The sequence below is a fragment of the Asticcacaulis sp. AC460 genome (assembly GCF_000495795.1).
Lineage (GTDB): Bacteria > Pseudomonadota > Alphaproteobacteria > Caulobacterales > Caulobacteraceae > Asticcacaulis.
Genome location: NZ_AWGD01000008.1, coordinates 75,147 through 86,975, shown reverse-complemented (window position 1 = coordinate 86,975; position 11,829 = coordinate 75,147). Strand labels below are relative to the sequence as shown.

Below are 11,829 nucleotides of genomic sequence, written 5' to 3'. Positions count from 1 at the left end.
ACAGGAGCGGCGGACAACATTGCCTGTCCCCTGAAGCGTTATCACATCGACAGCTTGGCCTCGCCTTCGCCTTCGAGCACACTCTGCTCCAGTTTCGGCGCCGTACCCGGCTGCCACAACCCTGCACGATGCGAAACGCGGTAACGCAGCGGACCACCGTCGGGCGTGGTTGCCCGGGTGACCGGACGGACGATGCACACGAACTCGGTCTCGATCGCCTTTGGCCCGGCGGTGACAACGCAATAGCCATGCCCGGCCATGTCGACGAATTCCAGGTGTGGCGCGACATCGGGGTTGGTCAGCGCCCGCGCCTTGTCGATATCACCGCTGGCCGCATATTCGAGCGCTGCACGCACCCCCCGCTTGATCGTCAGGTTGACGGTCGCCTCAGGAGCGCCCCCCTCCGGCTTGCGTACGAAAAGCGGCAACAGGGGAAAGTCCTTATAATATTCGGACGCTTCCGCCATGCCCGGCGCCGAGACCGAACCGGTGATGAAGCTCAACCCCACCGGATCGAAACCGGCGGGCGGCAATCTGGGCGCGGCATATCCGGCCCAGAAGCTGTGGCGATCGCCCGATACCGTCACAAAGCCCGAAATCTTATGGTCACGGACATGATCGTAGATTTCCGCGCGCTCGGCGAACGCGCTGCTGAAATCGGCGCCGCCAAAGGTGCCAAAATCCTTGCCGGGCCACTTCATGTCCACGAGTTCGTCCGGCAAATTCTGCGGGTCGGTCCGCGCATCGAGTGGACCGTTGGTCGCGCCCCAGATCTTCCAGGTCGCGTTCGATTGCGCCAGCCGATCCTTCAGCCAGGCCTTCTGATCGCGCCCCAAAAGCGTGAAGGCCGGCTCGTCCTTGCGGAAGTTCGGTGCCGATTTGTCGCCGATGGTGATGGTTTCGGGGGGATTGCCGCTATTATAGTCACGGCCGCCATCGACAATCTCCATCAGCTCCTGCGGATACACCGGGAAGGGAAAATCGAACACGTCCGTCTCCGGCCGGCTGGCCGGATACTCCATGGCGTAGCTGTGGAAATCGGTGACCATCAGCTCGACATTGCGGCCGTAGCGCATGGCGCGATAGGCCACCATACTGTCCACCGCGGTGCGATTGTTGGCCTCGGTGCCGAAACCATCACCGTCGAAGGTCTCGATGGGCGCCAGGGCGACCGCGGGGGGATCGAACTGCTCCAAACCGGCGCCGGAGACCTTGCGGACCCGCGACGGGATATATTCCCACCACGCCTGGTTGGCGGCAACGCGCAGCGGCTGGGCGGGTTCGATCTTGCCGCCGAACTTGACGAAACTCTGCCAGCCCTGCCACGAGAATTCGTGATTGTCGCCCATGCAGACGAACGGGAAATGAGCGCGCGCGTCCTGGATGTCGGGATCGTTGATATGGGCGCGGTAGACGAAGCGGTATCCTTCAAGCGTCGTCGGCACATGGAAATTACCGACCTTGCGCGCATCGGGAATGCGGCCCATATCGTAGACGGTCCGCCCATAACGATGCTGCACTTCGTCGGGATATTCCATGACTTCATAGATGAAGTCGCCGAGGTGGAGCACAAAGCCGATCTTGCGATCATCGGGCGCGCGCTCGTCCTCCCAGATCATCCGGCGATAGGCATTCTGCGCCCCTTCATTGACGCTGTTGCACGACACGAAGGCGAAACGGACGGGCCTGGGGTCCGACACTTTCGGGGCTGTTACCGTGCGGCCGATGCGGCTGCCGGCGCCGCTGTCGTCCGTGAAGCGGTACCAGTGCACGGTTGCCGGCGCCAGGCCACCGACCAGTGCGCGGCAGGTCCAGTCGGCCACCGCGAGCACGGGAACGCGCGCAGTGGCGACGACCTTGCGGAACTGCGGGTCCCGCGCCACCTCGACGGTCAGTTCATGGCGATCACCCTGTTCGAACGGCCGCCGGGTCCACAGGATGACGCTGTGATCATCGGGATCGCCCGAAGCGACGCCCTGCGGATAGAGCGCCCGATCCTCACGCCAGGCGACACGTGAGGCGGCTACTGTACGACCCGCCCAAAGTCCGCTGACGCCGAGCGCAGTCGCGCCGGCCAGGAATTTCCGTCGATCCATGTCATGTCCCCGGTTGACGGGGCCGATCCTTTGCCTCCGCCGATCCCAAGTCAAGTTAACCCATCGTAAGGTTGTCGAGGCGAGCCCCCTGCGATTTCACCTCAAACTATTTATATCGAAATTTTCGGAACCTTCTCTGTGCCGCCTGCCTACCAAAGCCTCGGCGTTGGTCTCGCCCCGGTCTTGGCCACAATGGCAAAGTCACGTTTATGGCTGGGCGGCTCCGATGTCCCTTGCCACATACATCAAGGCAAAGCTTTTTGACCAGCCTCTAACCGCGCCCCGCCGCACCCGAGGAAACGCGCCGTTAAAAGAACATCAGGCCTTGGCAAGGGTCACCGCTATACTCGGGCACCCGCGCATGATCATCTTCCATGAAAAGGAAGGGCGGCGTCCTGCTCACGTCGTCTGGTCGCGCGTTGATGCGGACACTATGACTGCAAAGAACCTTCTCCACTTCAAGAGGACTTTGCGAGAAATTTCAAAGCAAATGTACCTCGAAAACGGCTGGCATATGCGGCGCGTGATTAGGCGGGCATGAGGTTGTAGTGCCGCCAGACAAAATGATATTCGCAACATTCGCCCGGCTTCAGTGCTTTTTGAATTGTCCAGCCAGACTCGGTCTTGCTAACAATAAAGACCTCTCCAATTTCCGGGAACTGGTGCCGAAGAATGCGGCGAGCGACCAAGCCGGTAAGTCGCCGATCTGTCTCCACATCAACAAAACGGGTCTCTACAAGCTTTTCGTCGTCATGTCGCCTCTCTACAACTGTGATCTTAACCGTTTGCATTGGACTTCGAACTCTTTCCGGGTCTATGTTGGCCTCACCTTTCCCGCATAATGCGGGAAAGGTTTGCCGCCGTGCGGCTGCTGCTTCGCCAATTTCGACGTCTCCTAAGCATTGGCGCTTGTGCGCCCCCATGAACCAACACAATTTAACGTGGTTAAACCTTACGATCAAAGTCGCCGGAGAAAACCTCTCAATATATTCTAACCAAATTTAACCAGGATCGTTCGGTTTGCCTAAACAGTGAGGCCCCATTTTCAGCCATTCAGCCATTCAGCCATTCAGCCATTCAGCCATTCAGCCATTCAGCCATTCAGCCTCCGTGATAATAAATAAGAAAAAATCACAAATATTCTTATCGAGTTCACATGCGGAATCGTAAAATCTGCAATCCATGTAGCCGAATTTTCAGTCACCTACCTTTTCAAAGACGGCGTCCGGGTTAGTGGCGTGACTGCCCGAAGCGTCAATGATCTTTTCAATAGCGGCTCCAAGTGACCTGTCGACTTGTTCAAAGCGGGCTCGATACTCATGCCATGCTCATGCGCCACAGCTTACCGCCGCTCGGTCGGACGATAACGAACAGCCCACCTAGGTCGTGCAGCTTGTACTGCTTTTCCTTGGGTTTGGCGTTTCTGAGCGAGGTGTCTGACAATGCCAAGGGGTCACTTCCTTCACGATATGGAGTCGAATGTGAAGTGACCCCAATCATGACCCCCAAAATGCCTGAGTACGGGCGAAGGAATGCGAAGACCTGTGAACACTTTCAAGCCTGAGATACCATATTTATAAGGGATTTTCAAATGCCCGCGAAGCGTTATGAACGCTCTGATGGTGCCCCCGGTCGGACTCGAACCGACACACCTCGCGGTACCGGATTTTGAATCCGGCGCGTCTACCAATTCCACCACAGGGGCCTGAGGCAAGAAGCCGGAGAGATAAAGACTTTCGCAAACGGGTGCAAGACCGTTTTTGGCAGGATTTGTGGATGAAGACGAAACTCGCGCCATCGCTTCGCCGAAGCGTTTAAGCCAGCATATTCCGCTTGTGCGCCGGCAGGGGGCCGCCGCGCCTGGGTTTCGGTGCGGGCGCCGGTGGCGGCGTCGGATCCGGTTCCGGAGGTGGCGGCGCTTCCTCGGCCTTTACAGGCGCGGGTTCGCCCGGCAAAGGCTCTACCGGCGCCGTGCCCGCCTTGTTGGCGTCGTCCAGAGCGCCCTTGACCACGTCGGCCGCGGTCGCTTTCTTGCGTTCCCATTTGAACATCGACGCATTTTGCACCACCGGCGCGGACGGCGGCGTGCTCAATTCGCGCTGGGCATCCTCAAGCAGTTTCTTGACATTGGCTTCGGTCCAGAAGTCGCTCAGATCTTCCAGGGCCTGCGTCACCTCGAAGGCATGGCTGTAGGTGCCACGCGCGACCTTCGGTCCCGCCGGTTTCGCCGCCTGGGGCTTCTTGGCACTCGGCGCGCCGCGCAAGGTCGCCACGGCCTTGCCGAGCTTGTTGTGCAGCACCAGAAGCAACCCTAATCTGGCGTCCAGGATGTCGGCGACTTCACGCCCACGTTCCAGGATCACCGCGCCCGAGGATTTCAGCGCCTTGTCCAGGGCATAACGCACATTGCCGTAGATGGCGTCGCGCGACGCCTTGCGCTCGGCTTCCAGCCGCCGCCGCGTCGCCGAGCGGCCGATATAATAGCCGACCAGGCAAACCACCACGACCAGCAGGGCCAGCATGCCAAGGGTGACGAAGATGTACGGATCGAGCGCCGAGTCGATCAGGTAGGGATCGTTGTAAGCGTCGGCCGGTCCGCCGAAATTGTCATCGAAGTCGTTCATGCCACCCTCATGACGCTTCATCGCGACGGCCGAACACCGCCGCACCGCCTTCGGGACGCGGCGCTTCCCAGGACGGCGAATGATCCAGTTGCTGACGCACGGCGCGCAGTTGCGCCACCACCGCCGAGCGGAATTTCCAGTAGTCGAACAGACGCTGAATTGCCTCCCAGACGATTTCATGCCGTTCGCGCGGCGTGACCTCGATGTCCGGCGCCGGTGCTGCCGCCGGCTGGCCGCCGATGGGAGGCACGCCCGGGTTGCCATTCGACATTTCGCCGTTATTCACCGCGATATTGATGATGGTATTGCCCTGCACATGGCTGCCGTTCGGAAAAAGCCCGTTCGCCTGCGGCGCCCCTTCCGTCAGCCCTTCGAGAGAGGTGTTGACGGCGCCGATCGCCTTGCTGACACCGGCGGCGGCGGCCAGGGTGGCGCCGAAATGCTTGTCGAGTTCTCCGACCGCTTCGGCCAGCTTGGCCTCCTGCTGGTCACGCGGCGCACGCGCGGCGCGCGACAGGGCTTTCGACACCAGATCGGCCTTCTTGACGATGGCGTCGTCGGCTTCGCGCAGCACCATCTGGCGGCCCAGCCGCTGGAAGAAGATGAACAGGCCCGCCAGGACAAGCGCCAATAGCACCAGGCCGACAAAGCCCAGCATCAGGTCCCATTGGAAAACGGGATCGCTGGGGAAGTCGGACGGTAAGCCGTGCCCGTCATTGGTATAATCGACCTGCAAGCCCCCTCCTCCCTTACGCGTGACAACACGGTATCCCGCCGTGTCCTGATCCAGCTAACCACAAAGGTTAACAGATAGACAAGGGGCACGCCATCCCGCATCACCGATTTTGCGTCAGGAATCCGCGACTTCGCCCGTCAGCGGTTGTTTTGTGCCTTGAGCGCGGCTTCTTCGACACGGCGCAGCAGCTTCTTGAAGGTCGCCACCTCGTCCGGCGTGAAATCGGCCAGCATAACCTTCTCATATTCGGCCGCCGCCGGCGCGACATCGGCGAACAGGCGTTCACCCTCCGCGGTCAGAATCAGGTGGTGCGACCGGCCGTCGTGTTCGTGCGGCGCGCGCGTGATCAGCCGGCGCTTGGCCAGGGCCTGGGCGGCGCGCGAAATCGTCACCTTGTCCATGCCGCCGCGCTTGACCAGGGCCTGCTGGGTCGAAGGCCCGTCCTCGCGCAGGATCATGATCAGCCGCCATTCCGGGATCTTGAGGCCATAAAGGCTGTCATAGGCCGTCGAAATCAGGGTGCTGACGGCGCTGGAGGCCACCGCCAGGCGGTAGGGTGTGTATTCGTCCAGGGTCAACGAAGAATGCGGCATGGAAACTCGGTCCTTTTGTCGGTAGGCTAGCTGATGCCCTACCCAGCCGCCAATGACAAATCAGTAATAGTTAAGGCTTTGTCTATTTTCGCTAAAGGTTAGGAAACCGGCTCCAGAATGTAAGCGCTTACGCCGCCGTTTGCGGGGCGACAAGTGCATAATCTGCTGCTAAGGGAGAGGCCCACGCCATCGGAATCCGCATCCCCCGTGTCCAAGACGCCCTCCTCCGAAATTCCCGAATTCGTCAAACGCCTGCCGGCGCCGCTGCGCACGATCGCCATGTGGCCGCGCCAGCTCTATGTCTGGATGATGAAGATCGCCGCCGGTCCCCATGCCGAAAAGGGCCTGTTCGCTATTTCGTTTGCGGAAAGCTCGTTCTTTCCCCTCCCCCCCGACCTTATGCTGGCGCCGATGATTCTGGCGCGTCCGGACCGCGCCTATCGTTTTGCCCTGGTTTGCACCATTGCGTCTCTGCTCGGCGCTCTGTTCGGCTACGCTATTGGCTACTATTTCGAGCCGGTCGGCCGGTCCCTGCTGCAATTCCTCGGATATGGCGACCGCCTGTCCGACTTCCAGCACCTGATGCAACAGTACGGCCATTGGGTGATCCTGATCAAAGGCTTCCTGCCCATTCCGTTCAAACTGGTGACCATCGCGTCCGGCCTGGGTAAAATGTCCCTCCTGCCCTTCTTCCTGTCCTGCGCCGCCACCCGCGGCGCCCGTTTCTTCCTGGTCGCCTGGGCCTGCAAGCGCTTCGGTCCGCAAATCACGGAGCAACTGGAAAAACGCTTCTATTTTGTGGGCACTGTTGTGGTCGTATTGATCGTGCTAGGAATCGTCGCCATCAAACTGATCCCGCACTGAGGCTCTTCGTGTCACTCACGCCCAAACCTTCCACCGACGCCGGCGCCAAACTCCGGCTGGCCTTTTCACGCTGGTGGAGCATTACCGCGCTCGTGGCGTCGCTGGCCATGCTGGCCACGGCCTGGAGCTTCCAGCTATTCGGCGGACTGCATCCGTGCCACCTGTGCCTGAAGCAGCGTGATGTCTACTGGATCGCGGTGGGGGTCTCGCTGGTGGCCTCGGTCTGGGCGCTGTTTACCGGCGCCAAGGGCCCGCCGCGCGTCTTCTCCTTCGTCCTGTTCGCCATCTTCACCACCGGGTTCGCCATTTCCCTGTTCCATGCCGGGGTCGAGCAGCACTGGTGGCGGGGGCCGGAAACCTGCACTGCCGACAGCAGCGAACTCAGTATCGATTCGATGGCCGCCTTCCTTGGCGGCGCCACGTCCAAACCTCCGATGTGCGACGTGATCGCCTGGCAGATGTGGGGCATCACCATGGCGGGTTACAACGCTATCGCCAGCGCCATCCTGGCCCTCCTCAGCCTGATCGCGTCGCTGCGCTTCCGCCGCAAGAAGAAGCACTAATCCGCTTCAAAACGCCGCGTCGCGCCGCTGCCGATCTGTGGTAGGATATCGCCATGACCCAACCGCTCAAGCCCGTTCCTCCCCGTCCCGCCCCCCCTCGTCCTGGTCAGGGTGAAAGCCGTGCTCGGCTGGAAGAAATCCTGCGCGTCGACCACGCCGGCGAGCTGGCGGCCGTGCACATCTATCGCGGCCAGAGCGCCGTCTTCCGCCAGACACCGCACATCGGCCTGGCCGAACAGTTTACCCGGATGGAGGGCGAAGAGCAGGTCCATCTCGACGCCTTCGAAACACTCCTGCGCGACAACAAGGTCCGGCCAACGGCTATGACGCCGGTCTGGCGCCTGGCCGCCCTGGGTCTGGGCGTCGGCACGGCCCTTCTGGGCGAAAAGGCCGCCCACGCCTGTACCGAAGCGGTCGAAAGCGTCATCGGCGAGCACTATGCCGATCAGGTGCGTGAACTTCAGGCGTCCGATCCCGAACTGGCGGCGCAACTGTCGAAGTACCGCGACGACGAACTGGGCCACCACGACCACGCCGTCGCACAGGGCGCGCACGAGGCCCCGGCCTATCCGCTGCTCTCGGCCGTGATCAAGGCCGGCTGCCGCGTCGCCATCAAGATCAGCGAAAAGCTGTAAGCCCCCAAACAGGGAACCGTATGGAAACGCCACAGGCTCCTGCCCAACCCGGACGCCTTTCCAGGCTGTGGAAATCCCTCGGCCCCGGCCTGGTGACAGGCGCCAGCGACGACGACCCGTCGGGCATCGCCACCTACACTCAAGCCGGTGCACAATATGGCCTGGCCACCTTGTGGACCACACTGATCACCTTTCCGCTGATGGCTGCGATCCAGGAGATGTGCGCCCGCATCGGTCTCGTGACGTCACAGGGCCTGTGCGGCATCCTGCGCAAGACCTATCCGAAGCCGGTCCTGTGGCTGATGCTGTTGTTCAGCGTTCCGGCCATCGTGCTGAACATCGGCGCCGATATCGCCGGCATGGGCGCTGTGGCCAACCTGATTTTCCCCCAGGTTCACGCCCAGGCATTCAGCGTCGTCTTCACGGCACTGCTGCTGGCAGCCATCATTGCCCTGCCCTATCAAAGACTGGCCTCGGTGCTGAAATGGCTATGCGCCGTACTGCTGGTCTATCTGGCGGTGCCGTTCATAACCCGCACCGACTGGATGGCTGTCCTGCGCCACGCGCTTGTTCCGGAATTTCATTTCGATAAGGCCTTCGTCGGCGTGCTGGTCGCTATATTGGGGACGACCATATCGCCCTACCTCTTCTTCTGGCAGACCACCATGGAAGCCGAAGTTCAGTTGCATAAGAAACAGGTCGTGGTCGACAAGCGCCTGATCAGGGAGATGGGCTTCGATGTCGATCTCGGTATGCTGTTTTCCAGCATCGTCATGTTCTTCATTATCCTTACGGCCGGATCGACCCTGTATACGGCCGGCATCCATCACATCGATACCGTCGCCGAAGCCGCCGAGGCGCTGCGGCCGGTCGCGGGTGATGCGGCCTACTACCTGTTCGCTATAGGCGTCATCGGCACCGGGTTTCTGGCCATCCCCGTATTATCGGGGTGCCTGTCCTATATCGTCGCCGAGACCTTCGGCTGGCAGGAGGGACTGGACAAGAAGTTCCATGAGGCGCCGGCCTTCTACGGCGTCGTGATCGTGTCGCTGGCGGTGGGGCTCGGCATCAACTACCTCGGCATCTCGCCGATCCAGGCCCTGCTGTGGTCGGCCATCCTGTACGGTGTAACCGCGCCGGTTCTGATCGGTATCCTGTTGCATATCGCCAACAACAAGGCGGTGATGGGCGAATTCACCAACGGCCGCGTGTCGAACCTCCTGGGCGGCCTGGCCCTGGTACTGATGACCCTGGCCGCCGGCTGCCTGGTATATTTCCAGTTTTTCGGATAGATTCTTTAAAAACCCGATCCGGCGTCAGGCCAGGTACCGCCCCGTTTCCTTATCCAGCCGCGCCAGTTCGAAGCGCAGTTCCCGCGCGCGGTAGTCGATGGCGACGCTGGCGAACTGCCGCAGGAAGTTCATCCCCATCAGGAAGGCCGGCTTGTTGTCCACCTGCCAAATCGTGAAGTTGGGCACGTCGACAATGGCCAGAACGCCGTCTGTAAATCTCAGGTCCTCCATCTGAATCGCCTGCACCGCAACCACCTGTCCCTCGATCTCGCCGCCCGTAATCCCGACCAGAGTGATTTGCCCCAGCGTATCCGCCACATGTTTTTTGCGCTGCAAAGCCGCCAGCAGCGGCGGATTACCCATCGACACCTCAGCGCCCGTATCGATAAATGCCGTGGCCATGACCCCGTCGACCCAGCATTCACCGGTGCGCAGGTAACCGGCGTGGCCCTCCATCTTGATGCGGGAGACATCTGACCGCGTCGTCTCCCACGGCATGTTTCGCGCCTGTTCGATGCGCACCTGCTTATGAGCGAAGTCGAACGTCACCCGCGTTCGCTCGATCGCATCAAGCCCCAGGTAGCCGTCACAGCCCAGCATGGTCCGCGGCAAGACCGGCAACAGCAGATTCTTGCGGTGAAATGCGCCAAAACCCAATTCCGCAACCTCGACGGCTTTCGTCGGAATACGCCGCGCCAAACCTTCGACGATCACGTCAACGCCGCTGCCCAGCCCCAGATCCGCAACGACCCGATCCGACAGTACCGACGACTCCGCGCCTGTATCGACAATGAACTGGTAAGGCCCCTTGCCATTGACCGTCACCGGTACGGTCAGCCGGTCGTAATTACTGCGCGCGTCCAGCGCCGCGACCTCGTTGTCTTCGGTTAACGGCGCCGCTTGGGTTGCAACATCCTGACTACTCGCCATTGACGGCAAGAAACCAAGCGCGGCAGCCCCGGCAAGCACATCACGCCTGCGCCTGTACGATCCTACCATGTCCATGAATTCTCCCCGGTTTTTGCTTTTTATATGTCCCGAAGATAGCACAGCCAAAGCCCGCCGAACAGCAGCCGGAACAATTCCCCACTGGCGCGAAAAATTTACGAAGCTTAACGGGATTTAACCGGATTTTTTTACACCTGTGAAATTTTCGGGGCGTAACCCTTGATCTGCAACGATGGTGGGTGCGGTTATGGTCTGGGACTTCCACAAGCGTTTGCGGGGCTTTGTACGGAACAAGTCCGGCAACGTAGCGACGATTTTTGCCTTCAGCGTGCCGCTGGTCGCGGGAGGCGCGGCCTTCGGTCTCGAAAGCGGTATCTGGTATCTGGATCAGGGCAAACTGCAGCAGGCGGCCGACGCCGCGGCCTATGCCGCCGGCCTGGAAAAGCGGGCGGGATCCTCGCCCCAGGCCATGCTGGCCGCAGCCCAGTCCGCCGCCGCTGCCAACGGCTTCAACGCCACTCTGGGCACGGTTACCCTGCATGCGCCGCCGACTTCCGGCACACACAAGGATGACAAGTCCGCCGAGGTCATCCTTACCCGCCGCGAGCCGCGCTACTTCTCCCAGGTTTTCGACGACAGCGTCATCACGCTGAGGTCGCGCGCCGTCGCCAATTTCCAGAATGCCTCCAATGCCTGCGTCCTGGCGCTCGACACCTCGGCCAACCAGGCGGTCTATTTCTCGGGCAATTCGACGGCGACCTTCACCGGCTGCAACGTGATGACCAATTCGCTGTCGGCCTCGTCCATCTACAGCCAGGGCTCGACCCGCGTCACGGCGCCTTGCCTGATGACGACCGGCGGTGTGTCGCTCGGCGCTCTGGTCACCCAGACGGTCTGCACTTCGGCCAAGACCGGCCTGCCGCCGGTCGCTGATCCCTTCCGCAACGTGCCGGAACCGACCGTTCCAGGCACCTGCCAGAATTCCAACGGCGCCACGCTTCAGCCCGGCCGTTACTGCGGCGGCCTTGCGATCAACAAGAACGTCACCTTCAATCCAGGCGTCTATATCATCGACGGCGGCACCTTTCGGGTGAACGGCAACTCGACCCTCAGCGGCAGCGGGGTCATGTTCTACCTGACCAACAATGCCACCCTGGCCTTCAACGGCAATACCGTCCTCACCCTGACTCCGCCGACCACCGGCACCTACAAGGGGATGCTGTTCTTCGGCAGCCGCAGCAATGGCACCACGACCAGCATCACGGTCAACGGCAACATGGCCTCCAAGATGACCGGCGCCATCTATTTTCCGAAACAACCCGTTTCGTACCTGGGCAATTTCCAGGGCCATAACGGTTGCACCCAGCTTGTCGCCCGCACGATTGCGTGGAGCGGCAATACCACCGTCGCCATCGATTGCTCTGCCTACGGTATGAGCGCCCTTGCCGTCGGCGGCGTCGTTAAACTTGTGGAGTAGA

General features: G+C 61.1%; 12 protein-coding genes and 1 tRNA gene. 5 read left to right on the top strand and 8 right to left on the bottom strand.

Features of this window, described 5'->3' with window-relative positions; genetic code table 11:
• Window positions 1-41: 41 nt before the first annotated feature.
• The 7 genes from ABAC460_RS28835 to ABAC460_RS28805 all read right to left on the bottom strand — a co-directional run bounded on the left by ABAC460_RS28835 (window position 42) and on the right by ABAC460_RS28805 (window position 6,049).
• The gene (locus ABAC460_RS28835) at window positions 42-2,096 is read right to left on the bottom strand and encodes an alkaline phosphatase D family protein (RefSeq protein ID WP_023452078.1); all 2,055 of its coding nucleotides are present in this window, start codon (window positions 2,094-2,096) and stop codon (window positions 42-44) included.
• Between the two features lie 527 nt (window positions 2,097-2,623).
• Window positions 2,624-2,887, bottom strand: a complete 264-nt coding sequence (locus ABAC460_RS28825) for a hypothetical protein (protein WP_023452076.1) — start codon at window positions 2,885-2,887, stop codon at window positions 2,624-2,626.
• Between the two features lie 526 nt (window positions 2,888-3,413).
• Window positions 3,414-3,545, bottom strand: coding sequence for an Arm DNA-binding domain-containing protein (locus tag ABAC460_RS49535; RefSeq protein WP_023452075.1), 132 nt, complete (start codon window positions 3,543-3,545; stop codon window positions 3,414-3,416).
• A 171-nt stretch (window positions 3,546-3,716) separates the two neighbouring features.
• A tRNA-Leu gene (locus tag ABAC460_RS28820) sits at window positions 3,717-3,801 on the bottom strand.
• A 109-nt stretch (window positions 3,802-3,910) separates the two neighbouring features.
• The gene (locus ABAC460_RS28815) at window positions 3,911-4,720 is read right to left on the bottom strand and encodes a hypothetical protein (protein ID WP_155914571.1); all 810 of its coding nucleotides are present in this window, start codon (window positions 4,718-4,720) and stop codon (window positions 3,911-3,913) included.
• Window positions 4,721-4,727: 7 nt separating this feature from the next.
• On the bottom strand, window positions 4,728-5,456 hold the full coding sequence (locus ABAC460_RS28810; protein ID WP_023452073.1) for a hypothetical protein: 729 nt from the start codon (window positions 5,454-5,456) through the stop codon (window positions 4,728-4,730).
• A gap of 137 nt (window positions 5,457-5,593) precedes the next feature.
• On the bottom strand, window positions 5,594-6,049 hold the full coding sequence (locus tag ABAC460_RS28805; RefSeq protein ID WP_023452072.1) for a MarR family winged helix-turn-helix transcriptional regulator: 456 nt from the start codon (window positions 6,047-6,049) through the stop codon (window positions 5,594-5,596).
• Window positions 6,050-6,256: 207 nt separating this feature from the next.
• On the opposite strand from ABAC460_RS28805, the gene ABAC460_RS28800 reads away from it, so the two are divergent.
• Genes ABAC460_RS28800 through ABAC460_RS28790 form a run of 4 tightly spaced genes read left to right on the top strand, consistent with a single transcriptional unit; the run spans window position 6,257 to window position 9,403 of the window.
• Window positions 6,257-6,913 carry a YqaA family protein gene (locus tag ABAC460_RS28800; RefSeq protein WP_023452071.1) on the top strand — a complete coding sequence of 219 codons (657 nt, stop codon included), beginning with the start codon at window positions 6,257-6,259 and terminating at the stop codon, window positions 6,911-6,913.
• Between the two features lie 8 nt (window positions 6,914-6,921).
• Complete coding sequence (locus ABAC460_RS28795) at window positions 6,922-7,476, top strand: disulfide bond formation protein B (protein WP_023452070.1); 555 nt, start codon at window positions 6,922-6,924, stop codon at window positions 7,474-7,476.
• A gap of 53 nt (window positions 7,477-7,529) precedes the next feature.
• The gene (locus ABAC460_RS0124160) at window positions 7,530-8,111 is read left to right on the top strand and encodes a demethoxyubiquinone hydroxylase family protein (protein ID WP_031236386.1); all 582 of its coding nucleotides are present in this window, start codon (window positions 7,530-7,532) and stop codon (window positions 8,109-8,111) included.
• Between the two features lie 20 nt (window positions 8,112-8,131).
• A complete protein-coding gene (locus tag ABAC460_RS28790) occupies window positions 8,132-9,403 on the top strand; it encodes an Nramp family divalent metal transporter (RefSeq protein WP_023452067.1) in 1,272 nt (423 codons plus the stop codon).
• Window positions 9,404-9,427: 24 nt separating this feature from the next.
• Here the strand turns inward: ABAC460_RS28790 and ABAC460_RS28785 are convergent, their stop codons facing one another.
• Window positions 9,428-10,333 (bottom strand): aspartyl protease family protein, encoded by a 906-nt coding sequence (locus ABAC460_RS28785; RefSeq protein WP_023452066.1) that lies wholly within the window; start codon window positions 10,331-10,333, stop codon window positions 9,428-9,430.
• Between the two features lie 250 nt (window positions 10,334-10,583).
• Here ABAC460_RS28785 and ABAC460_RS28780 point away from each other — a divergent pair, with 250 nt between their 5' ends.
• Entirely contained in the window at window positions 10,584-11,828 is a 1,245-nt protein-coding gene (locus ABAC460_RS28780) for a pilus assembly protein TadG-related protein (protein WP_052012718.1), read from the top strand.
• Window position 11,829: the final 1 nt, after the last annotated feature.

What these genes read in the sequence shown, in the direction of transcription:
- ABAC460_RS28835 (WP_023452078.1), bottom strand. Translation starts at nt 2,096, where the DNA reads ATGGATCGACGGAAATTCCTGGCCGGCGCGACTGCGCTCGGCGTCAGC.
- ABAC460_RS28825 (WP_023452076.1), bottom strand. Translation starts at nt 2,887, where the DNA reads ATGCAAACGGTTAAGATCACAGTTGTAGAGAGGCGACATGACGACGAA.
- ABAC460_RS28815 (WP_155914571.1), bottom strand. Translation starts at nt 4,720, where the DNA reads ATGAACGACTTCGATGACAATTTCGGCGGACCGGCCGACGCTTACAAC.
- ABAC460_RS28805 (WP_023452072.1), bottom strand. Translation starts at nt 6,049, where the DNA reads ATGCCGCATTCTTCGTTGACCCTGGACGAATACACACCCTACCGCCTG.
- ABAC460_RS0124160 (WP_031236386.1), top strand. Translation starts at nt 7,530, where the DNA reads ATGACCCAACCGCTCAAGCCCGTTCCTCCCCGTCCCGCCCCCCCTCGT.
- ABAC460_RS28790 (WP_023452067.1), top strand. Translation starts at nt 8,132, where the DNA reads ATGGAAACGCCACAGGCTCCTGCCCAACCCGGACGCCTTTCCAGGCTG.
- ABAC460_RS28785 (WP_023452066.1), bottom strand. Translation starts at nt 10,333, where the DNA reads ATGGCGAGTAGTCAGGATGTTGCAACCCAAGCGGCGCCGTTAACCGAA.
- ABAC460_RS28780 (WP_052012718.1), top strand. Translation starts at nt 10,584, where the DNA reads ATGGTGGGTGCGGTTATGGTCTGGGACTTCCACAAGCGTTTGCGGGGC.